Raw genomic sequence first — 26,424 nt, 5'->3', positions numbered from 1 at the left:
ATCTCGACAGCGAAGGGCTTGTCTGCTAGCGATGGTCGAGCCGGGCTGAAGGCCTCAGGAATGGGGCCTGGGCGCTGAATGTGACGTTTAAAATAACCACCGGCAATGACCCTGATGAGGCTTTGTTATAGGGGGCTGGCCCCGGGCCGACGTCCGGAGGCGCCCGGGGGTTGCGTTTCGAGTGCCGATGCCAGCGGTTTACGTTAGAATGCACGGCCTCAAAGCACACCCCCTTCCCGAGGCTGTCCCGAAGATGTTGATCCTGCGCGGCGCTCCTGCCCTTTCTGCCTTTCGCCACAGCAAACTCCTTGAGCAACTGAGCCAGAAAGTACCGGCTGTCAGTGGCTTGTATGCTGAATTCGCTCACTTCGCCGAAGTCACCGGCGTCCTGACCGGCGACGAACAGCAGGTGCTTGCGCGCCTTCTGAAGTACGGCCCCAGCGTTCCGGTACAAGAGCCGACCGGCCGTCTGTTCCTGGTCCTGCCACGTTTCGGCACCATTTCGCCGTGGTCGAGCAAGGCCAGCGACATCGCCCGCAACTGTGGCTTGGCGAAGATCCAGCGCCTGGAGCGCGGCATCGCCTTCTATGTGGCTGGTGAGTTCAGCGAGGCCGAGGCCCAACTGATTGCCGACGCCCTGCACGACCGCATGACCCAGATCGTGGTGGCCAACCTGGAACAGGCCGCCGGCCTGTTCAGCCACGCCGAACCCAAGCCGCTGACCGCCATCGACATCCTCGGCGGTGGCCGTGCTGCGCTGGAGCAGGCCAATAGCGAGCTGGGCCTGGCCCTGGCCGAAGACGAAATCGATTACCTGATGAACGCCTTCCAGGGCCTCAAGCGTAATCCCCACGACATCGAACTGATGATGTTCGCCCAGGCCAACTCCGAGCACTGCCGCCACAAGATCTTCAACGCCAGTTGGGATATCGACGGCCAGAGCCAGGAAAAAAGCCTGTTCGGCATGATCAAGAACACCTATCAGATGCACAGCGAAGGTGTGCTCTCCGCCTATAAGGACAACGCTGCGGTCATCGTCGGTTCGGTTGCCGGGCGTTTCTATCCGAACCCTGAGACCCGCCAGTACGGTGCGGTGCAGGAGCCGGTGCACATCCTGATGAAGGTCGAGACCCACAACCACCCGACCGCCATCGCGCCGTTCCCGGGGGCCTCCACCGGTTCCGGCGGCGAAATCCGCGACGAAGGCGCCACCGGGCGCGGCGCCAAGCCCAAGGCCGGCCTCACCGGTTTCACCGTGTCCAACCTGCAGATCCCGGGCTTCGAACAGCCGTGGGAAGTGCCGTACGGCAAGCCTGAGCGCATCGTCACCGCCCTCGACATCATGATCGAAGGCCCACTGGGCGGCGCGGCGTTCAACAACGAATTCGGCCGTCCGGCCCTGACCGGTTATTTCCGCACCTTCGAGCAATCCATTACCACGCCTCGTGGCGATGAAGTTCGCGGTTACCACAAGCCGATCATGCTGGCAGGCGGCATGGGCAACATCCGTGACGAGCACGTGCAGAAAGGCGAGATCACCGTCGGCTCCAAGCTGATCGTGCTCGGCGGCCCGGCGATGCTCATCGGCCTGGGCGGCGGCGCCGCTTCCTCCATGGCCACCGGCACCAGCTCGGCGGACCTGGATTTCGCTTCGGTACAGCGTGAAAACCCTGAGATGGAACGCCGTTGCCAGGAAGTCATCGACCGTTGCTGGCAACTGGGGGACAACAACCCCATCAGCTTCATCCACGACGTCGGGGCTGGTGGCCTGTCCAACGCCTTCCCGGAACTGGTCAACGATGGCGGCCGTGGCGGTCGCTTCGAACTGCGCAACATCCCCAACGACGAGCCGGGCATGGCCCCGCACGAAATCTGGTCCAACGAATCCCAGGAGCGTTATGTCCTGGCGGTAGGCGCTGCGGATTTCGAACGTTTCAAGGCCATCTGCGAGCGTGAGCGCTGCCCGTTCGCGGTGGTCGGCGAAGCCACTGCCGAGCCACAGTTGACCGTGACCGACAGCCACTTCGGCAACAGCCCGGTGGACATGCCGCTGGAAGTGCTGCTGGGCAAGGCCCCGCGCATGCACCGTTCGGCCGTACGGGAAAACGAGTTGGGTGACGATTTCGATCCAAGCACCCTGGATATCGCCGAGAGCATCGAGCGCGTCCTGCACCACCCGGCCGTGGCCAGCAAGAGCTTCCTGATCACCATCGGCGACCGCACCATCACCGGCCTCGTGGCCCGCGACCAGATGGTCGGCCCATGGCAGGTGCCGGTGGCCGACGTGGCCGTGACCGCCACCAGCTTCGACGTCTACACCGGTGAGGCCATGGCCATGGGCGAGCGCACGCCGCTGGCCCTGCTGGATGCCCCGGCGTCCGGCCGCATGGCGATCGGCGAGACCCTGACCAACATCGCGGCCTCGCGCATCAACAAGATCAGCGACATCAAGCTCTCCGCCAACTGGATGTCCGCTGCCGGCCACCCGGGCGAAGACGCGCGTCTGTACGACACCGTCAAGGCAGTGGGCATGGAGCTGTGCCCTGAGCTGGGCATCACCATCCCGGTGGGCAAGGACTCCATGTCCATGGCCACCCGCTGGAACGAAGAGGGCGTGGACAAGAGCGTCACCTCGCCGCTGTCGCTGATCGTCACTGGCTTCGCACCCGTAGCGGACATTCGCCAGACCCTGACCCCGCAACTGCGCATGGACAAGGGCACCACCGACCTGATCCTGATCGACCTCGGTCGCGGGCAGAACCGCATGGGCGCCTCGATCCTCGCCCAGACCCACGGCAAGCTCGGCAGCCAGGCACCGGACGTGGATGATGCGGAAGACCTCAAGGCCTTCTTCGCGGTGATCCAGGGCCTCAACGCCGACGGTCACCTGCTGGCCTACCACGACCGTTCCGATGGCGGCCTGCTGGTCAGCGCCGTGGAAATGGCCTTCGCCGGCCATTGCGGCCTGAACCTGAGCCTCGACGCCGTGGCGGAAAACACCGCCGAAATCGCCGCCATCCTGTTCAACGAAGAGCTGGGTGCGGTGATCCAGGTGCGCCAGGACGCTACTCCGGACGTGCTGGCCCAGTTCAGCGCCGCCGGCCTGGGCGATTGCGTGGCCGTGATCGGCCAGCCGATCAACAACGGTGAAGTGAGCATCTCCTACAACGGCGAAAGCGTGTTCACCGGCCAGCGTCGCCTGCTGCAGCGTCAGTGGGCAGAAACCAGCTACCAGATCCAGCGCCTGCGGGACAACGCCGACTGCGCCGAGCAGGAATTCGACGTGGTACTGGAAGAAGACAACCCGGGCCTGAGCGTCAAGCTGGGCTTCGACGTCAACCAGGACATCGCCGCGCCTTACATCAAGAAAGGCGTGCGTCCACAGGTGGCGGTACTGCGTGAGCAGGGCGTCAACGGCCAGGTGGAAATGGCAGCGGCCTTTGACCGCGCCGGCTTCAACGCCATCGACGTGCACATGAGCGATATCCTCGCCGGTCGTGTCGACCTCAACGACTTCAAGGGCATGGTTGCCTGCGGTGGCTTCTCCTACGGCGACGTACTGGGCGCTGGTGAAGGCTGGGCCAAGTCGGCGCTGTTCAACAGCCGTGCGCGGGATGCCTTCCAGGGCTTCTTCGAACGTACCGACAGCTTCACCCTGGGTGTGTGCAACGGTTGCCAGATGATGTCCAACCTGCACGAGCTGATCCCGGGCAGCGAGTTCTGGCCGCACTTCGTGCGCAACCGCTCCGAGCAGTTCGAAGCGCGGGTGGCCATGGTCCAGGTGCAGGAGTCGAACTCGATCTTCCTGCAGGGCATGGCCGGTTCGCGGATGCCGATCGCCATCGCCCACGGTGAAGGCCATGCGGAGTTCGAAAGCGAAGAGGCATTGCTGGAAGCCGACCTGTCCGGTTGCGTGGCCCTGCGTTTCGTCGACAACCACGGCAAGGTTACCGAGCGTTACCCGGCCAACCCCAACGGTTCGCCGCGCGGGATCACCGGTCTCACCAGCCGCGACGGTCGCGTCACCATCATGATGCCGCACCCTGAGCGGGTGTTCCGTGCCGTGCAGAACTCCTGGCGCCCGGATGAGTGGAACGAAGATGGGGCGTGGATGCGCATGTTCCGTAACGCTCGGGTCTGGGTGAACTGAGGCTGATGTACAAGCTCAGCTTCTTCGTGCCCCCCAGCCATGTGGAGTCGGTCAAGAGCGCTGTGTTCGCCGCGGGCGGCGGACGCATCGGCGCCTATGACCAGTGCGCCTGGCAGGTGCTTGGCCAGGGCCAGTTTCGCCCGTTGGACGGCAGCCAGCCGTTTCTCGGGCAGACCGGCCAGGTGGAGCGGGTGGAGGAGTGGAAGGTCGAGCTGGTGGTGGCCGACGAACTGATTCGCGACGTGGTACTGGCCCTCAAGCAGAGCCATCCCTACGAAACGCCGGCTTATGAAGTCTGGCGCCTCGAAGCGTTCTGAGGTTATCCACAGACACAAAGCCCGCTGAACCGGCAACGGTCAGCGGGCTTTTTTGTGGGCCTTCGCCGGCCAGCCGGCTCCTACAGGAGCCTTGTAGGAGCCGGCTTGCCGGCGAAAGTGCCTTCAAGCACCTGCGCCGACCTCTTGGTGCAGCAAGCCCGTCAGCGCCACCTGCAAGCCCCCGGCCTTTTCGCCAATCAGCACGTGCCAGACGTCCCCTTCCATGCGCCGCATGCCCTGGCAGCCCAGCCCCTTGAGCGCCGGCTCCGACAGGCTGCGGCTATTGTTCACTCGCACTCGCAACCGGGTCAGGGCCACACAGTCCATCTGCACCAGATTGTCCCGACCGCCGAGGGCGTTGAGCCACTGCTGGGCTTCGTGGATGGAAATGTCGACCTGCGGGGTTTCTTCAACAGGCGCCTGTGCCACCGCAGCCCTGGCCGAAACGGGTGACGCCAGGCGGATCTCGTCGGCGATGCTGTCTGCCAGCGGCCCCACCACCACCTGCAAGCTGCCGCCCTTGCCGGGGCGCACCACGGCCATGGCGCCCAGAGCCTTGAGCTCGCTGTCCGAAGCCAGGTTGCGGTCTGCCAGTTCCAGGCGCAGGCGCGTAGTGCAGGCACCGACGGTAAGCAGGTTGCCGGCGCCACCCAGGGCCTTGATGTAGGCCGCGGCGCGCTGATCGACGCTCAGTTCAGTCTTTTCGCTGGAGGGGCTGTCTTCACGGCCCGGGGTCTTGAGGTTGAAGCGACGGATGCAGAAATCGAACACCAGGTAGTACACCACCGCGTACAGCAGGCCCACCGGAAACACCTTCCAGCCGTTGGTGGAGCGGCCCCAGCCCAGGGCCATGTCGATGGCGCCGCCGGAAAAGGTAAAACCCAGGTGGATGTTCAGCAGGTTGGTCAGGGCCATGGCCAGCCCGGTGAGCAGGGCATGCACCAGGTACAGCAGGGGGGCAAGGAACATGAAGGCGAATTCGATCGGTTCGGTGACCCCGGTCAGGAAGGATGTCAGGGCCATGGACAGGAAGATCCCGCCCATTACCTTGCGCCGTTCCGGCGGTGTGTTGCGGTACATCGCCAGGCAGGCGGCGGGCAGGCCGAACAGCATCATCGGGAACATCCCGGTCATGAACTGGCCGCCCTTGGGGTCGCCGGCAAAGTAGCGGGTCAGGTCGCCGGTGACCACGGCGCCGGTGCTCGGGTCGGTGAAGCTGCCGAAGATGAACCAGGCCATGTTGTTGAGGATGTGGTGCAGGCCGGTGACGATCAGCAGCCGGTTGAACACGCCGAAGACAAAGGCGCCGAAGCTGCCGCTCTCCAGCAGCAACTGGCCGAAGCTGTTGATGCCGTGCTGGATCGGCGGCCAGATCAGGCCGAACACCACCCCCAGGCCCACGGCGGTGAAACCGGTGGCGATGGGCACGAAGCGCCGGCCGCCGAAGAACGCCAGGTACTCCGGCAGCTTGATGTCCTTGAAGCGGTTGTACAGCGCGCCGGCCATCAGCCCGCTGATGATCCCGGCGAGCATGCCCATGTTGATGCTGGCGTCCAGCACCTTGAGGGTCGAGATCATTACCAGGTAGCCAATGGCCCCGGCCAGCCCGGCGGTGCCATTGTTGTCCTTGGCAAAGCCGACGGCGATACCGATGGCGAAGATCAGCGCCAGGTTGCCGAAGATCGACTGCCCGGCATCGTGGATGATCGCGATGTTCAGCAGGTCGGTGTCGCCCAGGCGCAGCAGCAGACCGGCGATGGGCAAGATAGCGATGGGCAGCATCAGCGCCCGGCCGAGGCGTTGCAGGCCCTCGATGAAATACTGGTACATGGCGTCTCTCCTGGAATTCTTGTTATGAGTGCAGAGGCCAAAGCCGTTCGCAGGCCTGACGGACTGTGGCGGCACCGGGCAGGTTGAGCAGCGGTTGGCTGAGCTGGCGGCACTGGCTGGCGTCCAGCTGGCGCACCCGGTCCTTGATCTCGCCCACCTGTGGGGGGCTGACCGACAGCTCGCTGACGCCCAGGCCAATGAGTACTGGTGTGGCCAGGGGATCGGAGGCCAGGGCGCCACAGACCCCGACCCAGCGACCATGGCGCTGGGCGCCGGCGCAGGTCTGGGCGATCAGCCGCAGCAGGGCGGGGTGCAGGGCGTCGACCCGTGCCGCCAGCCCGGCGTGGTCACGGTCCATGGCCAGGGTGTACTGGGAGAGGTCGTTGGTGCCGATGGACAGGAAGTCGGCGTGTTCGGCCAGTTGCTCGGCCATCAGGGCGGCGGCGGGGACTTCGATCATGACCCCCAGTTCCGGGCGCTGGCTCAGGCCCAGTTCGGCAGCGAACAGGTCCAGGCGCTGGCGAATGTGCAGCAGCTCGGCGACTTCGGTGACCATCGGCAGCATCACCCGGCAGCGTTGCACGGGGCTGACCTGGAGCAGCGCCCGCAGTTGTTGGTCCAGCAGTTCAGGGCGCGCCTGGGCCAGGCGGATGCCGCGCAGCCCAAGTACCGGGTTGGCTTCCACCGGCAGGGGCAGGTAATCCAGCTGTTTGTCGCCGCCGACGTCGATGGTGCGAATGATCACCGGCTTGTCGCCCATGGCGTTGAGCACTGCCTGATAGGCCTGGCGCTGTTCTTCTTGATCCGGGGCGGTCTGGCGGTCAACGAAGAGAAACTCGGTGCGCAGCAGGCCGACGCCGTCGGCGCCACCCTGGTGGGCGTCTCGGGCTTCATCGCTGGACGCCACATTGGCCGCCACCTCGATCTGCTGGCCGTCCTGGGTCAGGGCGGGCTCATGGGCTTTTTGCTGTTGCAGCGCATGGCGCTGGCGCTGGGTTTCACCGGCCCGTTGCACCTGTGCGATGCGCTGCGGGTCGGGCTCCAGTTCCAGGCGCCCGCCGTTGGCATCCAGCACCACCTGGCGGCCACTGTCGATGCGCAGCACTTGCGGGCCCAGGGCCACCAGGCAAGGCAGGCCTTTGCCCCGGGCGAGGATCGCCACGTGGGAAGTGGCACCGCCGGCGGCCATGCACAACCCGGCCACGCCCTGGGCGCTGAGTTGCAGAAGGTCGGAAGGGGTCAACTCCTCGGCGGCAACGATCGCCCCGGCTGGCAGATCGTAGTGCCAGGCCTCCCCCAGCAGGGCGCGCAGAACGCGCTGCTGCAGGTCCCGCAGGTCGTTGGCGCGTTCAGCCAGCAGCGTACTGCCCAGTTGCTGCAGGATCTGGCATTGCTCGGTAATCGCCGCGCTCCAGGCATGGGTGGCGGCGCGGCCCTGGGCAATGGAGGCTTCGGCGGCGTCCAGCAGGGTCGGGTCTTCGAGCAGCGCCAGGTGGGCGCTGAAGATGTCCTGTTCCTGCTGGTCGCGGCGTTGTTGAGCCTGCTCCAGGGTGTGGCGGATTTCCCCGCGCACCTGGTTCAGTGCGGTGCTCAATGCTTGCCGTTGAGGCTCGGGTGCATGCTGGCCATGATCCTCCGCCAAGACCATGGCGTTAAGCCGCACCAGGGGTCCGCACACCAGGCCCGGCGCGGCGCAGACGCCCGGCAGCACGCCGTCTTCCACGGGGCCTTGGGCGGCCGGGGCCGGTACCGGGGTTTCGCCATGGGCATCTGCGGCCATCGCGGTGCCGAGGGTCTGCAGCACCGCCTGCAGGGCATCCTGGCAATCGTCGCCCTGGCAACTGACCAGCACTTCTTCCTGTTCACCGATGCCCAGGCTCATCAGGGCAATCAGGCTGGTGCAGGGGGCGCTCTTGTCCTTGAAGATCAACTGCGAATGGCTGTTGAAGCTCAGGGCGGTCTGGCGCACCAGGGCGGCGGGGCGGGCATGCAGGCCGCCGCGATGGGCGACCTTGATCCGGGCGCTGGCCTGCTGCCCGGATTGCTCTTGCGCCAGCGGCTGCGGGCCCGCGTTGGCGCGCCGGCTGATGTGCAGCAATGGCTCGCCCACCTGGACTGTCGACAGGGTCAGCGGGCGCAGGTCGAAACCCTCGCCATTGGTCAGGATCAGCAGGCTGATCAGGCTTCGGCAATGCTGTGCCACGTGGTCCAGATCAACCCGCATCAAGGGCTGGCCGGCACGCACCTGCTGGCCTTCCTTCACCAGCAGGGCAAACCCCTCGCCCTGCAGTTCGACAGTGTCCAGGCCCAGGTGCAGCAGCAGTTCGGCCCCATTGGCGGCGCGCAGGGTGATTGCGTGCCCGGTACGTGCGACCTGGATCACCTGGCCGGCGCAGGGCGCATGCAGGGTGTCGTTGAGGGGATCGATGGCGATGCCGTCGCCCATGGCACCGCTGGCGAACACCGGGTCGGGCACGCTGCGTAGTGCTAGCACTGGCCCGCTTAACGGGGCACCGAGCGTCAGTTCGTTATTGTTGTTGTGCATGGCGCAGTACTCGTTGGCGATGGGGCTTAGTGAGTGCGGGTCACTTTGCTCAGGTGGCGCGGTTGGTCGGGGTCCATGCTGCGGGCTTGGGCGAGGCCGGCGGCCATGACGTAGAAACTCTGGATCGCCAGGATCGGGTCGAGTGCCGGGTGTTCGGCACGACTCAGGGTCAGGTCCCGTTCACCGATGTCGTCCGGAGCGGCCAGCAGCACCTTGGCGCCGCGCTGGCGCATGTCGGCGGCCAGGCTCAGCAGGCCGCCCTGCTCGGCGCCGCGGGGGGCGAACACCAGCAGCGGATAGTCGTGGTCGATCAGCGCCATGGGGCCGTGGCGGACTTCGGCACTGCTGAAGGCTTCGGCCTGGATGGCCGAGGTTTCCTTGAGCTTGAGCGCGGCTTCCTGGGCAATGGCGAATCCCGCCCCACGGCCGATCACCATCAGGCGCTGGCAATCGCGCAGCGCATTGACGGCCAGGCTCCAATCCTGGGTCGCGGCCTGGCGCAGGCCTTCGGGCAGGGCCAGGCCGGCTTCGAGCAAGCGTCCGTCATCATTCCAGTGGCCGATCAGTCGCGCGCTGGCACTGAGGGTGGCAATAAAGCTCTTGGTGGCGGCCACGCTCTGCTCGGCGCCGGCGTGCAATGGCAGGAAGAATTCGCTGGCCGCTTCCAGCGGGCTGTTTTCCGCGTTGACCATGGCCACGCTGAGGGCCCCGCGCTTGCGCAGCAGGCGCACGCTGTTTACCAGGTCCGGGCTTTGCCCCGATTGCGAAAAGGCGAACACCGCCTGGCCGCTGACCCGCAGGGGCGCCTGCTGCATGGTCACCACCGACATCGGCAGCGAGGCCACGGGAATACCCACTTGCTGCATGGTCAGGTAGGCGAAGTAGCTGGCGGCGTGGTCGGAGCTGCCCCGGGCCACGGTCATTGCCACTTGTGGCGGCTGGCGGCGCAGGCGGCCGGCGACCTCGATCAGCGCCGGGTCCAGGTGCTGCAACTGGTTGCTCGCGGCCAGGTGCGAGGACAGCGCCTCTTCAAGCATTTTTGAAGTCAATGTCTTCTCCTTCGACCATGACGGCGGTCAGTGTGAGTGCCCGGTCCAGGCGCACGCTGTCGGCCCAGCTGCCAGGTTGCAGGCGGCCGCGTTCAGGGATGCCGAGGTAGTCGGCGGGAAATTGCGACAGGCGCTGCGAGGCTTCGGCCAGGGGCAGGCCGATCTTCACCAGATTGCGCAGGGCCTGGTCCATGGTCAGGGTGCTGCCGGCCAGCGTGCCGTCGGCCAGGCGCACACCACCCAGGCACTTGGTCACGGTGTGGCTGCCCAGCTTGTATTCACCGTCGGGCATGCCGGCAGCTGCGGTGGAGTCGGTAACGCAGTACAGGCATGGGATCGAGCGCAGGGCCACGCGCATGGCACCGGGGTGCACGTGCAGCAGGTCCGGGATCAGCTCGGCGTACTGGGCGTGGGCCAGGGCCGCGCCGACGATCCCCGGCTCGCGGTGATGCAGCGGGCTCATGGCGTTGTACAGGTGGGTGAAACTGGTGGCGCCAGCGGCGAGGGCCGCCACGCCTTCCTCGTAGCTGCCCAGGGTGTGGCCGATCTGCATGCGCACGCCGCGGGCGCTGAGTTCGCGGATCAGGCCGTCGTGGCCGGCGACTTCCGGGGCGATGGTGATCACGCGGATCGGCGCCAGCGCCAGGTACTGCTCCACTTCCGCCAGCAGTGCGGTGTGGGCGAAGTTGGGCTGGGCGCCAAGTTTGCCGGGGTTGATGTAGGGGCCTTCCAGGTGCACGCCGAGCACTCGGGCGCAGCCTTTGGGGCGCTGTTCGGCATAGCTGCCCAGTTGCTCCAGGACCTGGCGGATTTCCTCGCTGGGGGCCGTCATGGTGGTGGCCAGCAACGAGGTGGTGCCGAAGCGCAGATGGGTGCGGGTGATGGTCTGGAAGGCATCGCGGCCTTGCATGATGTCCTTGCCGCCGCCGCCGTGCACATGCAGGTCGATAAAGCCGGGCAGCAGGTAGGGCAGGTCGTTGTCCGCCGGATTGCAGGGGCTGCCTTCGATGGCGATCACCTTGCCGTCCTGATGCAGCAGACGGCCGCGGACCCAGCCTTGGGGCGTGAGGATATTGTCTTCGGACATGGCGTTTCTCTGGCTCCGGAAGCGGGTTCAGCGTCGCAGTTCAGCGACGAAGTCGTAGTAGTCGTTGCGGCAGTAGGTGTCGGTGACCTCGATCGGCGTGTTGTCTTCCAGGTAGCCGACCCGGGTCATCAGCAACATGGCGGTGCCGGGGGCGATGCCCACCAGGGCGGCGAATTCGTCCGAGGCATTGATCGCCTGGATGTGCTGCAGCGCCCGCACCACGGGCTTGCCGATGCCATCGAGGTATTCATAGAGCGAATCCCCGACCGCTTCCGGCTGGGCGATGATGCTGGCCGGCAGGGTGCTCATCTCGATGGCCATCACTGTGTCATCGGCTTTGCGCAGGCGCTTGAGCCGCGCCACCTTGTCGTTGGGCGACAGGCCGAGGCGGATCAGTTCTTCATGGGTGGGCGGGGTGAGGGTGCGTTCCAGCCATTGGGAGCCGGGCACGAAACCCTTCAGGCGCAGCATTTCGCTGAAGCCGGAGAGCCGCGACAGCGGTTGCTCCAGGCGCGGGGTGATGAAGGTCCCCGAGCCCTGGCTGCGGCGGATCAAGCCCTGTTCGAAGAGCACTTCCAGGGCCTTGCGCGCGGTGACCCGGGAGATCCCCAGCAATTCGCTGAGGTTGCGTTCCGACGGCAGTGCCTGCTCGGCTTTCCACTGGCCGGCATGGATTGCCGCTTCCAGGTTGCGAGCCAGTTGCAGGTACAGCGGAGTGGGTTGGGAGTCGTCGGGGCGCAGGGCCAGGAGGTGATTCATCTGTAGGTTTTCCGATGCGGTTATTAGGTTGTTGTCGCCCGGTAGTGCCGAAAAACTAATACCACTTAGATACCATGTCAACGCCACTGGTCTGCTGAAGGTGGCGTAAATCCAGCGTTTTCGGGGTGCTTTGAAGGGTAAATGATTAAAGTGGTATTAGGCAGGTCTGACTGCCATCGCCATGGCGTCGAGTGGCGACCCCTTGCGGGTCGCCAAGTGGTATGGGCGCAGTGGAAGAGCTGGCGGGGGTAAAAATATTTTTTGCGGAAGGGAAATTAAGGGCGGATCTCGATCATGGTGCCGTCCTTGACCAGGCCCCAGACCTCGCGCATGTCGACGTTGCGCATGGCGATGCACCCGTCTGTCCAGTCCAGGGTGTGGAAATACTGCTCCGGGAATTCTTCGGTGTCCGGGGTGCCGTGGATCATGATCATGCCGCCCGGGTCCACCCCTTCGCGCCGCGAGCGGGCGGCATCGGTGATGTTCGGATAGGAGATGTGCATGGCCAGGTTGTAGCGGTCGCTGGTCTTGCGCCAGTCGAGCCAGTAGAGGCCTTCAGGGGTGCGCTTGTCGCCCTCCATGAGCTTGGGACCCTTGGGTTTCTTGCCCAGGGATATGCGGTAGGTCTTCAGTGGCTTGCCACCGTTGATCAGTTGCAGTTGATGGGCGGACTTGAGCACCAGGACCTTTTCGATGACCTTGCCGTCCAGGGTTTCCACGGTGGAGGCCTGGCACACAGCAACGACGGAACAGCACAGCAGGGCAAGCAACCAGCGCATTGACACGATATCCCCAGGCGCACACAGATCCCGTGCACGTTTTATTGTTTAACTGATGGCAGGCTGAGAGAGCGGCGGAATGGATTCGGAGCGCACTTCAAAGGCTGCGGCCCGCCGGTCAGCGAAGAAGCATTCTAAGGTACGGCCGACGGTGCGGAAAGCCAGCTCGGACCAAGGGATATCGGCTTCGTCGAACAACTGCACTTCCAGGCTCTCGGGGCCGGCGGCAAAGTCCAGGTCGGCGAGCTCCGCGCGAAAGAACACATGCACCTGGCTGATGTGCGGCACGTCGATCAGGGTGTAGATGCTCAGGCCGCGCACCCGGGCGCAGGCCTCCTCGTAGGTTTCGCGAATGGCCGCCTGTTCGATGGTCTCGCCGTTTTCCATGAAGCCTGCGGGCAGGGTCCAGTAGCCCAGGCGCGGCTCGATGGCGCGACGGCACAGCAGCACCTTGCCCTCCCAGGTGGCAAGGCAGCCGGCGACGATATTGGGGTTCTGGTAATGGATGGTCTGGCAGTGGTCGCAGACATAGCGCAGGCGCGAATCGCCTTCGGGAATGCGCTGGGTCACCGGGTTGCCGCACTGGCTGCAAAATTTCATGTGGGGTATCCGAAAAGGCTGGGGCTATCTTGGCGCGCCAGCCCCGTTGTCGGCAAGTTGTCGTTAAGCGACATGCCCGGGGGCGGGGGTTGGGCCGAAGATTGGATTGGTGCATGATGCACGGTAGCCAACAGATCGAGATGCCTCATGCTGGACGAGCTACTTCATCGGGTAAGCCACTACACGCCGCGTACGCTGGAGACCGACCGACGTTTTCCCGAGGCTGCGGTGCTGGTGCCCATCACCCGCAGCGAAGAACCGGAACTGGTATTGACCTTGCGTGCCAGCGGGCTGTCGACCCATGGCGGCGAGGTGGCTTTCCCTGGTGGCCGACGCGATCCGGAAGATCCGGACCTGATCTTTACCGCGCTGCGCGAGGCCAAGGAGGAAATCGGCCTGCCGCCGGGGCTGGTGGAGGTCATCGGGCCTTTGAGCCCGCTGATTTCCCTGCACGGAATCAAGGTCACGCCTTACGTCGGGGTGATTCCCGACTATGTCGAATACCAGGCCAATGACGCCGAGATCGCCGCCGTTTTCAGCGTGCCCCTGGAGTTCTTTCGCCAGGACCCCCGTGAACATACCCATCGCATCGATTACCAGGGGCGCAGCTGGTACGTCCCCAGCTACCGCTTTGGCGAGTACAAGATCTGGGGCCTGACCGCGATCATGATCGTCGAGCTGGTCAACCTGTTGTACGACGCCGGAATCAGCCTGCATCGCCCGCCGAAAAACTATATCGATACCTGAAGCCATCACTTCGCATGGCATAAACCCGCGGCTGCCTGAGCCATGAGGACAATAAGATGAAATACCGCCTGGGCGACGCCCGAGTCGAGACCCATCCACAGAGCTGGGTTGCCCCGAATGCCACGCTGGTGGGCAAGGTCAAATTGGAGGAGGGAGCCAGCGTCTGGTTCAACGCCGTGCTGCGCGGGGACAACGAACTGATCCTGATCGGCAAGCACAGCAACGTCCAGGATGGCACGGTGATGCACACCGACATGGGCTTTCCCCTGACCATCGGTACCGGCGTGACCATCGGCCACAATGCCATGCTGCACGGCTGCACCGTGGGCGACTACAGCCTGATCGGCATCAACGCGGTGATCCTCAATGGCGCGAAGATCGGCAAGAACTGCATCATCGGCGCCAACTCGCTGATCGGCGAGGGCAAGGAAATCCCCGACGGTTCGCTGGTCATGGGCTCGCCAGGCAAGGTGGTACGGGAGTTGACCGAGCCGCAGAAGAAAATGCTCGAAGCCAGCGCCGCGCACTACGTTCATAATGCCCAGCGTTATGCCCGAGACCTGGTTGAGCAAGAACAATGACAGCCCCTGAAAGACCCGTCGCTTCGCCCTGCGTGAGCATCTGTGCCCTGGACGAGCAGGATATCTGCACCGGTTGCCAGCGCACGGTGGACGAGATCACCCGCTGGAGCCGCATGGACAACGCCGAGCGGCGTGCGGTCCTGGCCCTGTGCCATGAGCGGGCCAAGTCCAGCGGCTTGCTGTGGATGATCGGCTCCAGCTCGGCAAGTTGATCCGCTCGTTTCGCCAGCAAGCCGGCTCCTGCAATCTTGTGCAGGTGCCAGCGTGCTGGCGAAAGGGCTTCTTGGCCCAGCCCCGGGCCTGCAGTAACCTGTGCACCTTCCTGACAGGTACCCTTCGCCCCCATGTTCTTCCTGATCGCCTATATCAGCAGTGTCGTGCTGATCAACTACGCCTTTTCGTCTGCCCCGCATCTGGACATCATCTGGTCGGCCTGGGGCGGGTTGGTGTTTGTCCTGCGGGACATGGTGCAGACTCGTTTCGGCCACGGCGCCATCGTCGCGATGCTGGCGGCCCTGGTGCTGTCCTATGTGACCTCCGATCCGACCATCGCCCTGGCCAGCGCCACGGCATTCGCCGTCTCGGAATGCATCGACTGGCTGGTGTTCAGTATCACCAAGCGGCCCTTGCATGATCGTCTATGGATCAGCTCGGCCCTGAGCATTCCCCTGGATACCTTCATCTTCTTCGGCATGATCGATGCCTTGACCCCTGGGGTGATCCTGACCGCCCTGGGTTCGAAGTTCGCCGGTGTTACCGTGGTCTGGCTGGCCATGGCCTGGCGTTTGCGCAAAGCGGCGTGCGCCGGCTGAGCCAAAGCCCGCGCTTCATGTAAAATGCCGCTCCCCATGGGTCGCCCGCCTGGCGCTCGGCCCTCGATGATCCGCTCCTTTGAGGACCTTCAGATGACTCGTATCGGAACTCCACTGTCGCCAACCGCGACCCGCGTCTTGCTTTGTGGCTGTGGTGAGTTGGGCAAGGAGGTGGTGATCGAGCTGCAACGCCTGGGTGTCGAGGTGATTGCGGTGGACCGCTACGCCAACGCTCCGGCGATGCAGGTGGCTCATCGCAGCCACGTGATCAACATGCTTGATGGCGCGGCGCTGCGGGCCGTGATCGAAGCCGAGAAGCCGCACTTCATCGTGCCGGAAATCGAAGCCATCGCCACCGCGACCCTGGTGGAACTGGAAGCCGAGGGCTTCACCGTGATCCCCACCGCCCGGGCCACCTCCTTGACCATGAACCGCGAAGGCATCCGGCGCCTGGCCGCTGAAGAGCTGGACCTGCCGACCTCGCCGTACCATTTCGCCGACACCTTCGAAGACTATTCCAAGGCCGTGCAAGACCTGGGCTTCCCGTGCGTGGTCAAGCCGGTGATGAGTTCCTCGGGCAAGGGCCAGAGCCTGCTGCGCAGCGTCGACGACGTGCAGAAAGCCTGGGACTACGCCCAGGAAGGCGGCCGTGCCGGCAAGGGCCGGGTGATCATCGAAGGCTTTATCGACTTCGACTACGAAATCACCCTGTTGACCGTGCGTCATGTGGGCGGCACCACCTTCTGCGCGCCGGTCGGCCATCGTCAGGAAAAGGGCGACTACCAGGAATCCTGGCAGCCTCAGGCCATGAGTCCCAAAGCCCTGGCCGAATCCGAGCGGGTGGCCAAGGCAGTCACCGAGGCCCTGGGGGGCCGCGGCCTGTTTGGCGTGGAACTGTTCATCAAGGGCGACCAGGTGTGGTTCAGCGAAGTTTCGCCGCGCCCACACGACACTGGCCTGGTGACCCTGATTTCCCAGGACCTGTCCCAGTTCGCCCTGCATGCGCGGGCCATTCTCGGCTTGCCGATTCCGCTGATCCGCCAGTTCGGCCCTTCGGCTTCGGCGGTGATCCTGGTAGAAGGCACATCCACCCAGACCGCCTTCGCCAACCTCGGTGCCGCCCTGAGCGAGCCGGACACTGCGCTGCGCCTGTTCGGCAAGCCGGAAGTCAATGGCCAGCGCCGCATGGGCGTAGCCCTGGCGCGTGACGAGTCGATCGAAGCCGCCCGGGCCAAGGCGACCCGCGCTGCGCAAGCGGTGGTGGTCGAGCTGTAAAAAGCATCGCGAGCAAGCTCGCTCCTACAGCGTCCGGATTGAACCTGTAGGAGCGAGCTTGCTCGTGAAGCGGTCGCTCAAGCGACCCGATTCAAATCGTTATTGCGCGTTTCCTTCAGGCACAGCACCGCGATCAGGCTCAGGATCGCCGCCCCTGAAACATACCCCCCAACCCAGCTCAAACCGCCCATCGCTACCAGTTTCTGGGCAAAGAACGGCGCGGCCGAAGCCCCGACGATGCCCCCCAGGTTGTACGCCGCCGAAGCGCCGGTATAACGCACGTGGGTCGGAAACAGTTCCGGCAGCAGGGCGCCCATCGGGGCGAAGGTCACCCCCATCAGGAACAGTTCGATGCACAGGAACAGCGCCACGCCGGCGGTGGAACCCTGGGTCAGCAGGGGTTCCATGGTGAAGCCGGACAGAATCGCCAGCACGCCGCCGACAATCAGCACCGGCTTGCGCCCGAAGCGGTCGCTGGCCCAGGCCGACAGAGGCGTGGCCGCGGCCATGAACAATACGGCGAAGCACAGCAGGCCGAGGAAGGTTTCCCGGCTGTAACCCAGGGTAGCGACGCCGTAGCTCAGGGAAAACACCGTAGAGATGTAGAACAGGGCGTAGCACACCACCATCGACGCGGCGCCCAGCAGTACCGGCAGCCAGTACTGGCTGAAGAGTTCCACCAGTGGCATCTTCACCCGTTCCTGGCGTGCCACGGCGTTGGCAAAGACCGGGGTTTCGTGCAGCTTCAGGCGCACGTACAGGCCCACCATCACCAGGGCGGCGCTGAGCAGGAAGGGAATGCGCCAGCCCCAGGAGCGGAACTGTTCGTCATCCAGGCCCATGGCCAGGGCCAGGAACAGGCCGTTGGCAGCGAGAAAACCGATGGAGGGGCCCAACTGCGGGAACATGCCGAACCAGGCGCGCTTGCCTTCCGGTGCGTTCTCCGTGGCCAGCAGCGCGGCGCCGCCCCATTCGCCACCCAGCCCCAGGCCCTGGCCGAAGCGCAGCACGCAAAGCAGGATGGGCGCCCAGGCGCCGATGCTGGCGTAGCCTGGCAGTACGCCGATCAGGGTGGTGCACACGCCCATCAGCAGCAGCGAGGCAACCAGGGTCGACTTGCGTCCGATACGGTCGCCGAAGTGGCCGAACAGTGCCGAGCCCAAGGGGCGGGCAAGGAAGGCGATGCCGAAGGTCAGGAACGCCGAGAGCATCTGGGCGGTGCCGGAGGTCTGGGGAAAGAATACCGGGCCTATCACCAGTGCGGCGGCGGTGGCGTAGACGTAAAAGTCGTAGAACTCGATGGCGGTGCCGATAAAGCTGGCAGTGGCCACCCGCGAGGCGGAATTGCTCGGTTGGGCAGGCGTGGTGGCGCTGTAGGCGGTGCTGGTCGTCATGCGGTTATCCCTGACAGTCTGTGCTCCGGTGGAGCGAATTATTATGGTCGAGCACCCAGGGATGTGGGTTTGGCGCGGTCGTCCCTCGGGATGGGAGTGACGTCGAACAGAAGGGCTGGTTATCGGCAGATTTGCGCTGGGTGCGGGTAGCACGCGGGTCTGCACAGGGCTTGGGTAAGCGGATCGATTATAGAAAGGCGGCTAACGATTCAACAAGGGGCTTGGCGGCTGCCGGGCTGGCGAGACGGTTTTCGACCTTCAGGGGCGCCATTGGCTGCGGCGGCAGGCGATCAGATGCGGGCGGGGACGCTGCTGGTGTGCCAGATCAGTACGCGGCTGACGCGGTTTTCCTCGGTTTCGAGGATTTCCAGGCGGTAGCGGCCGATTTTCAGGCACACCGCGCTGTCGGGGATGGTTTCCAAGGCTTCGGTGACCAGGCCGTTGAGGGTCTTGGGACCGTCGCTGGGCAGGTGCCAACCCAGGCTCTTGTTCAGCTCGCGGATCGATGCCGCACCTTCCACCACATAGCGGCCATCGGCCTGGGGGTGGATGTGCGGGTTGTCCAGGCTGTGCTCGCTTTCGAACTCGCCGACGATTTCTTCGAGGATATCTTCCAGGGTGACGATGCCCAGCACTTCGCCGTATTCGTCCACCACCATGCCCAGGCGCCGTTGCTGTTTGTGGAAGTTGAGCAGTTGCAACTGCAACGGGGTGCTTTCCGGGACGAAGTAGGGCTCGTGGCAGGCCGCCAGCAGGGCCTCCTTGGTCAGGCTGGCGTCCGGCAGCAGGTGACGGATCTGTCGGGTGTTGAGCACCGCTTCGACCTGGTTGATATCGCTGTGGAACACCGGCAGCCGTGTGCGTCGGTTCAGGCGCAGTTGGGCGATGATGTCCTCGATCGGGTCGTCCAGGTTGATGCCGTCCACTTCGCTGCGGGGCACCAGGATGTCATTGACGGTGATGTTGTCCAGGGCGTGGATGCCGGACAGGGCATGTGGCTCCTGTGGCGTGGGCTCGTCGTCCAGCAGCGCCGGGTCGTCGTCACTGTGCTTGACCGCGCTGGCCTTGCGGGCAAACGGGCGCAGCAGCAACTGGCTGAGGGTGTCGAGCAGCCAGGCCAGGGGATAGACGATTTTCATCGGAATGAGCAGCAGGCTGTTGCCAAAGCCCAAGGTACCTTCCGGGTAGCGCACGGCCAGGGCTCGCGGCAGGTATTCGGCCAGCACCAGCAGGGCGCAGGTGCTGATCAGGCAGGCCAGCCAGGGGCCATTTTCCGCCCAGTAGAACAGCGCCAGCAGGGTGCTGATGATCACCGCCAGGACCCGGCACAGGGTATTGCACAGGATCAGGCTTTCCTTGGGGAAGGCCAGGCGTGCCTGGGACTTGTCGCCATTGCGCGAGTTGCCGCGCAGGGTCAGCAGGTGCTGCTGGGCGGCATCGATAGCGGTGAACAGGCCCGACCAGACGATGAGCAGGGCGATTACCGCGAGCATGGGCCCGGTGGGCAGGGAGTCGGTCATGGCCGGTCGTCAGATGTGCAGGATGTATTCACGAACCAGCTTGCTGCCAAAGTAGGCCAGCATCAGCAGGCAGAAACCTGCCAGGGTCCAGCGAATTGCCTTGTGCCCGCGCCAGCCGAGGCGATTGCGGCCCCATAGCAGCACGCTGAACACTACCCAGGCCAAACAGGCCAGCAGTGTCTTGTGCACCAGGTGCTGGGCGAACAGGTTCTCGACGAACAGCCAGCCGGAGATCAGCGACAGCGACAGCAGGGTCCAGCCGGCCCAGAGAAAACCGAACAGCAGGCTTTCCATGGTTTGCAGCGGCGGGAAGTTCCTGATCAGCCCGGACGGGTGCTTGTTCTTCAGCTGATGGTCCTGCACCAGCAGCAACAAGGCCTGGAACACCGCGATGGTGAACATGCCGTAGGCCAGGATCGACAACAGGATGTGGGCGAGGATCCCGGGTTCCTCATCGATCACCGGCACTGTGCCGGTGGGGACGAATTGCGCCAGTAGCGCGGTCAGGGCGCCGAGCGGGAACAGCAGTACCAGCAGGTTTTCCACCGGGATGCGCCAGCAGGCCAGCAGGGTCAGGGCGATGACTGCAGCGGCAATCAGGCTGGCGGCGCTGAAGAAGTCCAGGCCCAGGCCGACCGGAGTCAGCAAGTGGGTCAGCAGGCTGGCGGCATGGGCCAGCAAGGCCAGGATGCCGAGCGTAACCAGCAGGCGCTTGTTCGCCTTGGCGCCTGTGGCCAGGCGGGAGCCTTGGTAGAAGGTCGCAGCGGCATAAAGGACGGCGGCGGCGAGGGTGGGTAGCAAACTGGGTGACAAGGGGAGCATAAATCCTGTTAGGCAGGCCCGAAAGTCGCTGAGTTTGGCATAGAACCCAGAGCCCTGAAAGACCAGGCAAGCAGACGGCGAGGTGTCCGCCACGCACAGTCTTCGCTATAATCCGCGACCTGCCCACGCCGCAGGCTCATCGAGCACCTGTTTATTACGCTCTGGGCCGCCATTACCCCCGGTCTACCTTGGGCCTGAAAGGATCGAGCATGTTTGAAAACCTAACCGACCGTCTCTCGCAGACGCTGCGCCATGTCACCGGCAAGGCCAAGCTGACCGAGGACAACATCAAAGACACCCTGCGCGAAGTGCGCATGGCGCTGCTCGAAGCCGACGTTGCGTTGCCGGTGGTCAAGGACTTCGTCAACTCCGTGAAGGAGCGTGCGGTCGGCACCGAAGTGTCCCGCAGCCTGACGCCGGGCCAGGCTTTTGTGAAGATCGTCCAGGCCGAGCTGGAAAGCCTGATGGGCGCGGCCAACGAAGATTTGAACCTCAGCGCAGTGCCACCGGCCGTGGTGCTGATGGCCGGTCTGCAGGGTGCGGGTAAGACCACCACCGCCGGCAAGCTTGCGCGCTTCCTTAAAGAGCGCAAGAAAAAGAGCGTGATGGTGGTCTCCGCGGACGTCTACCGTCCGGCGGCTATCAAGCAGCTGGAAACCCTGGCCAATGATATTGGCGTGACCTTCTTCCCATCGGACCTGAGCCAGAAGCCGGTAGCTATCGCCGAAGCGGCTATTAAGGAAGCGAAGCTCAAGTTCATCGATGTCGTGATTGTCGACACCGCCGGTCGCCTGCACATCGACAGCGAGATGATGGACGAGATCCAGGCGCTGCACGCGGCCATCAAGCCGGTGGAAACCCTGTTCGTGGTCGACGCCATGACCGGTCAGGACGCCGCCAACACCGCCAAGGCCTTTGGCGACGCGCTGCCGCTGACCGGTGTGATCCTGACCAAGGTCGACGGCGATGCCCGTGGTGGTGCCGCGCTGTCGGTGCGGGCCATTACCGGCAAGCCGATCAAGTTCATCGGTATGGGCGAGAAGAGCGAAGCCCTGGAACCGTTCCACCCTGAGCGCATCGCTTCGCGCATCCTCGGCATGGGCGACGTGCTCAGCCTGATCGAACAGGCTGAAGCGACCCTCGACAAGGACAAGGCCGACAAGCTTGCTAAAAAACTGAAGAAGGGCAAGGGCTTCGACCTCGAAGACTTCCGCGATCAGTTGCAGCAGATGAAGAACATGGGCGGTCTCGGCGGCCTGATGGACAAGCTGCCGAACATCGGTGGCGTGAACCTGGCGCAGATGGGCAATGCCCAGGGCGCGGCAGAGAAGCAGTTCAAGCAGATGGAAGCCATCATCAACTCCATGACCCCGGCCGAGCGCCGCGACCCCGAGCTGATCAGCGGTTCGCGCAAGCGCCGGATCGCCCTGGGTTCCGGCACCCAGGTGCAGGACATCGGTCGCTTGATCAAGCAGCACAAGCAGATGCAGAAGATGATGAAGAAGTTCTCCGCCAAGGGCGGTATGGCCAAGATGATGCGCGGCATGGGCGGTATGTTGCCCGGCGGCGGCATGCCGAAGATCTGAAGAATCCGCGCCGGCCGTCATGCCGGCGCTTTTTCCACGGGGACGTGGAATCCCGGGCAAACCCTCGATTGGGGTGCGCTCACCCGCTGTCGCTTGCGGCAGCTCCATGGCAAATCTGAATGGCAGCCGACGGGCGCCGGAAAAAGTCATTTGCAAAAGTCCGGATATTCCTTAGAATATGCGGCCTTTCGGGCACCCATGCCCGCTGTGCATTTAGATTTGCAGCACCGACTACAGGAACGATGTTCACATGCTAACAATCCGTCTTGCCCTTGGCGGCTCCAAAAAGCGCCCGTTTTACCACTTGACCGTGACCGACAGCCGCAACCCACGCGACGGTTCGCACAAAGAACAAGTTGGCTTCTTCAACCCGATCGCTCGTGGTCAAGAAGTCCGCCTGTCCGTGAACCAAGAGCGCGTAGCCTACTGGCTGAGCGTTGGTGCACAGCCTTCTGAGCGTGTTGCTCAGTTGCTGAAGGAATCGGCTAAGGCTGCAGCCTGAACCCTATGAACGCGACGCCAGCTCCTGCTGATGATTTGATCGTTATCGGCAAAATCTACTCTGTTCATGGCGTTCGCGGCGAAGTGAAGGTCTTTTCCTTTACTGATCCGATTAAAAACCTGTTGGACTACAAAACCTGGACGCTCAAGCGCGAAGGTAGCGTGAAGCAGGTTGAGCTGGTCAGCGGACGCGGGAACGACAAGTTCCTGGTCGCAAAGCTCAAGGGTCTTGATGATCGCGAGGAAGCTCGTCTTCTGGCCGGTTACGAGATCTGCGTGCCGCGCAGCCTGTTCCCTGAACTGACCGACGGCGAGTACTACTGGTACCAGCTGCAAGGTCTCAAGGTTATCGACGGCCTCGGGCAACTGCTCGGGAAGATCGATCACCTGCTGGAGACCGGCTCGAACGATGTAATGGTGGTCAAGCCTTGCGCTGGCAGCCTGGATGATCGCGAACGCCTGTTGCCCTATACCGAGCAATGCGTGTTGGCCGTCGACCTGGCCGCGGGCGAGATGAAGGTGGAATGGGATGCGGACTTCTAAGTGTGGCTAACTTGCGCGTAGAAGTGATCAGTTTGTTTCCCGAGATGTTCTCCGCCATCAGCGAGTACGGCATAACCAGCCGCGCGGTGAAACAGGGGCTGTTGCAGCTGACCTGTTGGAATCCGCGAGACTACACCACGGATCGACATCACACTGTGGACGATCGCCCGTTTGGCGGTGGTCCGGGCATGGTGATGAAGATCAAGCCCCTGGAAGATGCACTGGTTCAGGCCAGAAACGCAGCCGGGGAGGGCGCGAAGGTGATCTACCTGTCGCCCCAAGGCCGCCAACTGAATCAGTCGGCGGTGCGCGAGTTGGCGAATGAGGATGCATTGATCCTGATTGCTGGTCGTTATGAAGGCATTGACGAGCGTTTTATTGATGCTCATGTCGATGAAGAGTGGTCGATTGGCGACTATGTACTCTCCGGTGGCGAGCTGCCGGCGATGGTCCTGATTGATGCGGTTACGCGACTGCTGCCCGGAGCTTTAGGGCATGTGGATTCCGCGGAGGAAGATTCCTTCACGGACGGTCTGCTGGATTGCCCGCACTACACCCGACCGGAGGTGTATGCGGATCAGCGTGTTCCCGACGTGTTGCTAAGTGGCAACCACGCACACATCCGGCGTTGGCGTTTACAGCAGTCCCTTGGTCGGACCTATGAACGACGCGCCGATCTTCTGGAAAGCCGCTCGCTTTCTGGAGAAGAGAAGAAGCTGCTCGAGGAATATCTCCGCGAGCGGGACGATAGTTAACAACGTATCGATGGTAGATCCGACGATTTACCTTAGGAGCACAGCATGACCAACAAAATCATCCTTGCACTCGAAGCAGAGCAGATGACCAAAGAGATCCCAGCCTTTGCCCCGGGCGACACCATTGTCGTTCAGGTGAAAGTGAAGGAAGGTGATCGTTCCCGTCTGCAGGCGTTCGAAGGCGTAGTTATCGCCAAGCGCAACCGCGGTGTGAACAGCGCGTTCACCGTACGTAAAATCTCCAACGGCGTTGGCGTAGAGCGTACTTTCCAGACCTACAGCCCGCAGATCGACAGCATGGCTGTCAAGCGTCGCGGTGACGTGCGTAAAGCCAAGCTGTACTACCTGCGCGACCTGTCGGGTAAAGCAGCTCGCATCAAGGAAAAACTGGCTTAAGTCCAGCTTCCGATGCAGAAAAAAGCAGCCTACGGGCTGCTTTTTTGTTGCCTGTCATTTAATGCCCGGAGCGGTTCAGCAGGGCACAGACCGTGTTGGCGATCCGTTCCAGCAGTACCTCGTCATAAGGCAGCCAGGGCACGGCGGTCAATTTGCCGCTTTGCGCCGCCAGGGCCATCTCCACGGGTTCGCCATCGCGTGTCACGCGCCCGGTGACCAGATGCACCGCATGGTCGCCGATGCGGGCATGGCGCCCCTCCATCGACAACACCCCCTGCTCGATAAGTGGGGCGAAAGCCCTGCCCAGCACGTGCTGGCGCATCAGAGCCATCTGGGTGAGGTTGTGCCCGGCCAGCAGGTTCAGGCGTTGCTCGCGCCTGGCGGCCGGCATTTGCGGCAGGGGCTGGCCGCTGGCGCTCTGTGCCAGCTCTTCGATGGCGAAACTGCTGACGTTCACCAGCAGGTCGATGGCCCGGCAGGCTTCTGAAAACACCTGCGGCGGCACATCCTGCAGCAGCATCGGCTGCCAGTGTTTATCGGTGCGCCGAGCGAAGCTTGCGCTGCCGGACAGGCAGTGCCCCTGCAGCCCCGGATAGAGTGCAGCGTCCACCGCAAAGCTCACCCGGATATCCCCCAGGTTCCGGCTCAGGCCGCTGTCCCTGTCGATCTTCCAGCCTTCGCGGCGGGCCAGGCCGATCAGGGGGCGGATGGACAGGCTGTATCCGGCGAATGCCTGGCAGGTGTGGCTTTCCAGCTCTTGCTGAGAGGGCAGGTAGTACTCGCGAAACACTTGGCGCAGCGGTTGTTTGATCCGGCGTTCGCTGATCAGGGCCTGCCAGGCGTGGCGCTCTGCGGCGTTGGCTGACAGCGGGTGCCATAGCGAAATCCTGCACCCGGCATCCAGGCTCAGCGGTTGGCCCCGGGAGTCTAGCGCTTGAGCATTGGCGTCCAGCAGGAAGCTGCGGCGTTGGCCATCTGTGCAATGGGCAACCCAAACCAGTGAGCGGGCAAAGGGCGAGCCCACGGCGGAGTCCGCCAGTTGCGCTCGCCAGTCGCTGAAAGACAACTCAAAGGCTTGCCACAGCCCGGATTCCAGGCAACTGGCCAGAAGCCCGTGCTGGGCCTTGCCGGGCGTGCTGGTGGGGGCCAGGCGCAGGGCTATCTCGGGGCGTTGGGCCAGGCCGCGTTCGGCAGGTTTGAGGTTGCGGGCGAGTTTTTTCTGGATGCTGGCATGGCGCACCAGGCCCAGGGCGCTGCGCAGTGCCTGCACGCTTTCCGGGGTTGGTACCTGCTCGATGCAATGCCCCAGGGCAATGGCCAGGGACTGCGACGGCGCAGTCTTGGCCTGGGTCGGGGCGACGCAGGCCTTGGGCAGCAAAATGTCCATCAGTGGCGGCAGCCAGGAGGCATCGCGCAGCAGGGCGACCCGCGCGGCGCGGGCGATCACCGGAGTGTCATCGGTGGTAAAGGCGCCATCGGCCACATAGGGCGTGGCGCCGCTGTGGATGGCGTCCAGGCGCTGGGCTGCGGTACTGAGGATCTGCTGTGAGAATTCGACGTACGCCGCGTCATCCATCAGTACCCTGGCCGGATCGGCGCTCAGGTGATGATGGCCGGTCCAGTACTCGCTGCCGGCCAGGGCCTGCCGTGAGCGAGGCTCCAGTTGCCCAAGCAGTTCGAACTCCTGCCGGGCGTAGGGCGCATCGGCGTAGTGTTGTTCCACACAGCGCCGCAGCGCCGTGCGGGTTTCTTCATCCACCCATTGCGCCAGCACGTACGCCTGGTGGTAGTACAGCGCCCACTGTGGGCCCGGTTCCGCAAGGATCCTGCGCAGTTCCTCGGTCAAGGCGGGGCTCGGTGTTCCGCTGAAACAGGCCAGTTGTTCCAGCGCTTCCTGCCAGTTCACGCAACTGCGCAGCGCCTCCAGCAGGGTGGTTTGATCGAGGGCCGGGCTCAGCTCCAGTTGCGTGGCCTGCTGCACGATCGCGGTCGCCAGTTGCTGCGCCGCCGGGTTGGCATGGTCGCGCAGGGCCCGGCGGATGGCCGGCCACAGGCTGCCCAATTGAGCGGGCGTCAATGGGCTGATGTCGGGCGGCGGGCCGATGAAGTTCGGATGATCCACGCGGTCGGTGTTCAGGCGTTGTTGCAGGTGCGCGATGAGCGAAGGCGCGAGCGGGGCATCCATGGCGGCGGGTCTCCTTTTTCAGTGCGCGGATAATCGCATTTTTTATCGCCGGTTGTGGCCTTTGGCCCCTGGCGGGTTCTTTCGACCCCTGCCGGGCGGCGATATACTCGCCGGCCCAATAAAGTGTGATCGCCCGATCCGTGCAGCCTGCACGGACGCCCAGGGTGCGTCGCATCCTCCCGGCAATCCTG

The 26,424-nt window shown here is 64.0% G+C and carries 23 protein-coding genes; 12 read left to right on the top strand and 11 right to left on the bottom strand.

Annotation, left to right across the window (positions count from 1 at the left end):
- Positions 1–253: 253 nt before the first annotated feature.
- Positions 254–4,150: a phosphoribosylformylglycinamidine synthase gene (purL, locus tag M2395_RS16235; protein WP_015634268.1), complete on the top strand. Its 3,897-nt coding sequence runs from the start codon at positions 254–256 to the stop codon at positions 4,148–4,150.
- Positions 4,151–4,155: 5 nt separating this feature from the next.
- Positions 4,156–4,467 (top strand): YqfO family protein, encoded by a 312-nt coding sequence (locus tag M2395_RS16230; protein ID WP_015634269.1) that lies wholly within the window; start codon positions 4,156–4,158, stop codon positions 4,465–4,467.
- Positions 4,468–4,590: 123 nt separating this feature from the next.
- Here the strand turns inward: M2395_RS16230 and nagE are convergent, their stop codons facing one another.
- From nagE to M2395_RS16195, 7 genes are all read right to left on the bottom strand, one after another.
- Positions 4,591–6,297 (bottom strand): N-acetylglucosamine-specific PTS transporter subunit IIBC, encoded by a 1,707-nt coding sequence (gene nagE / locus M2395_RS16225; protein ID WP_123430105.1) that lies wholly within the window; start codon positions 6,295–6,297, stop codon positions 4,591–4,593.
- A 22-nt stretch (positions 6,298–6,319) separates the two neighbouring features.
- Positions 6,320–8,842, bottom strand: coding sequence for a phosphoenolpyruvate--protein phosphotransferase (gene ptsP / locus M2395_RS16220; RefSeq protein ID WP_123430106.1), 2,523 nt, complete (start codon positions 8,840–8,842; stop codon positions 6,320–6,322).
- A 26-nt stretch (positions 8,843–8,868) separates the two neighbouring features.
- Complete coding sequence (locus M2395_RS16215; RefSeq protein ID WP_103289925.1) at positions 8,869–9,891, bottom strand: SIS domain-containing protein; 1,023 nt, start codon at positions 9,889–9,891, stop codon at positions 8,869–8,871.
- Positions 9,872–10,978, bottom strand: a complete 1,107-nt coding sequence (nagA, locus tag M2395_RS16210; protein ID WP_123430107.1) for an N-acetylglucosamine-6-phosphate deacetylase — start codon at positions 10,976–10,978, stop codon at positions 9,872–9,874. The genes M2395_RS16215 and nagA overlap by 20 nt, the downstream gene beginning before the upstream one ends.
- Positions 10,979–11,005: 27 nt before the next feature.
- Positions 11,006–11,737, bottom strand: a complete 732-nt coding sequence (locus tag M2395_RS16205) for a GntR family transcriptional regulator (protein WP_011059432.1) — start codon at positions 11,735–11,737, stop codon at positions 11,006–11,008.
- Between the two features lie 275 nt (positions 11,738–12,012).
- Positions 12,013–12,516, bottom strand: coding sequence for a murein L,D-transpeptidase family protein (locus M2395_RS16200; RefSeq protein WP_011059433.1), 504 nt, complete (start codon positions 12,514–12,516; stop codon positions 12,013–12,015).
- 48 nt (positions 12,517–12,564) lie between these two features.
- Positions 12,565–13,116 carry an NUDIX hydrolase gene (locus M2395_RS16195; RefSeq protein WP_011059434.1) on the bottom strand — a complete coding sequence of 184 codons (552 nt, stop codon included), beginning with the start codon at positions 13,114–13,116 and terminating at the stop codon, positions 12,565–12,567.
- A gap of 147 nt (positions 13,117–13,263) precedes the next feature.
- Here M2395_RS16195 and M2395_RS16190 point away from each other — a divergent pair, with 147 nt between their 5' ends.
- From M2395_RS16190 to purT, 5 genes are all read left to right on the top strand, one after another.
- Positions 13,264–13,863: a CoA pyrophosphatase gene (locus tag M2395_RS16190; protein ID WP_011059435.1), complete on the top strand. Its 600-nt coding sequence runs from the start codon at positions 13,264–13,266 to the stop codon at positions 13,861–13,863.
- 56 nt (positions 13,864–13,919) lie between these two features.
- Positions 13,920–14,444, top strand: coding sequence for a gamma carbonic anhydrase family protein (locus M2395_RS16185; protein ID WP_011059436.1), 525 nt, complete (start codon positions 13,920–13,922; stop codon positions 14,442–14,444).
- Positions 14,441–14,656 (top strand): DUF1289 domain-containing protein, encoded by a 216-nt coding sequence (locus M2395_RS16180; protein ID WP_011059437.1) that lies wholly within the window; start codon positions 14,441–14,443, stop codon positions 14,654–14,656. The genes M2395_RS16185 and M2395_RS16180 overlap by 4 nt, the downstream gene beginning before the upstream one ends.
- Positions 14,657–14,788: 132 nt before the next feature.
- Complete coding sequence (locus tag M2395_RS16175) at positions 14,789–15,256, top strand: hypothetical protein (protein ID WP_015634275.1); 468 nt, start codon at positions 14,789–14,791, stop codon at positions 15,254–15,256.
- Positions 15,257–15,349: 93 nt separating this feature from the next.
- On the top strand, positions 15,350–16,531 hold the full coding sequence (gene purT, locus M2395_RS16170; RefSeq protein WP_015634276.1) for a formate-dependent phosphoribosylglycinamide formyltransferase: 1,182 nt from the start codon (positions 15,350–15,352) through the stop codon (positions 16,529–16,531).
- 77 nt (positions 16,532–16,608) lie between these two features.
- Here purT and M2395_RS16165 read toward each other — a convergent pair whose 3' ends face one another.
- The 3 genes from M2395_RS16165 to M2395_RS16155 form a co-directional block, all read right to left on the bottom strand.
- On the bottom strand, positions 16,609–17,925 hold the full coding sequence (locus tag M2395_RS16165) for an MFS transporter (RefSeq protein WP_015634277.1): 1,317 nt from the start codon (positions 17,923–17,925) through the stop codon (positions 16,609–16,611).
- Between the two features lie 290 nt (positions 17,926–18,215).
- Positions 18,216–19,445: a transporter associated domain-containing protein gene (locus tag M2395_RS16160; protein WP_077933395.1), complete on the bottom strand. Its 1,230-nt coding sequence runs from the start codon at positions 19,443–19,445 to the stop codon at positions 18,216–18,218.
- Positions 19,446–19,454: 9 nt separating this feature from the next.
- A complete protein-coding gene (locus M2395_RS16155; RefSeq protein ID WP_011059442.1) occupies positions 19,455–20,267 on the bottom strand; it encodes an inner membrane protein YpjD in 813 nt (270 codons plus the stop codon).
- 209 nt (positions 20,268–20,476) lie between these two features.
- On the opposite strand from M2395_RS16155, the gene ffh reads away from it, so the two are divergent.
- The 5 genes from ffh (at position 20,477) to rplS (ending at position 24,048) form a co-directional block, all read left to right on the top strand.
- A complete protein-coding gene (gene ffh, locus M2395_RS16150; RefSeq protein WP_011059443.1) occupies positions 20,477–21,853 on the top strand; it encodes a signal recognition particle protein in 1,377 nt (458 codons plus the stop codon).
- 250 nt (positions 21,854–22,103) lie between these two features.
- On the top strand, positions 22,104–22,355 hold the full coding sequence (gene rpsP, locus M2395_RS16145; RefSeq protein WP_007927680.1) for a 30S ribosomal protein S16: 252 nt from the start codon (positions 22,104–22,106) through the stop codon (positions 22,353–22,355).
- A gap of 5 nt (positions 22,356–22,360) precedes the next feature.
- On the top strand, positions 22,361–22,897 hold the full coding sequence (rimM, locus tag M2395_RS16140) for a ribosome maturation factor RimM (RefSeq protein ID WP_011059444.1): 537 nt from the start codon (positions 22,361–22,363) through the stop codon (positions 22,895–22,897).
- Entirely contained in the window at positions 22,879–23,652 is a 774-nt protein-coding gene (gene trmD, locus M2395_RS16135) for a tRNA (guanosine(37)-N1)-methyltransferase TrmD (protein WP_019094770.1), read from the top strand. Before rimM ends, trmD begins: the two co-directional genes overlap by 19 nt.
- Before the next feature lie 45 nt (positions 23,653–23,697).
- The gene (gene rplS / locus M2395_RS16130) at positions 23,698–24,048 is read left to right on the top strand and encodes a 50S ribosomal protein L19 (RefSeq protein WP_009047143.1); all 351 of its coding nucleotides are present in this window, start codon (positions 23,698–23,700) and stop codon (positions 24,046–24,048) included.
- A gap of 58 nt (positions 24,049–24,106) precedes the next feature.
- On the opposite strand, the gene M2395_RS16125 is transcribed toward rplS, so the two are convergent.
- Positions 24,107–26,233: a DUF4132 domain-containing protein gene (locus M2395_RS16125; protein ID WP_123430108.1), complete on the bottom strand. Its 2,127-nt coding sequence runs from the start codon at positions 26,231–26,233 to the stop codon at positions 24,107–24,109.
- Positions 26,234–26,424: the final 191 nt, after the last annotated feature.

The organism is Pseudomonas sp. BIGb0176 (genome assembly GCF_024810175.1).
GTDB lineage: Bacteria > Pseudomonadota > Gammaproteobacteria > Pseudomonadales > Pseudomonadaceae > Aquipseudomonas > Aquipseudomonas protegens.
The sequence above is the reverse complement of the archived record's forward strand: the minus strand, read 5'-3'. Positions and strand labels throughout refer to the sequence as shown.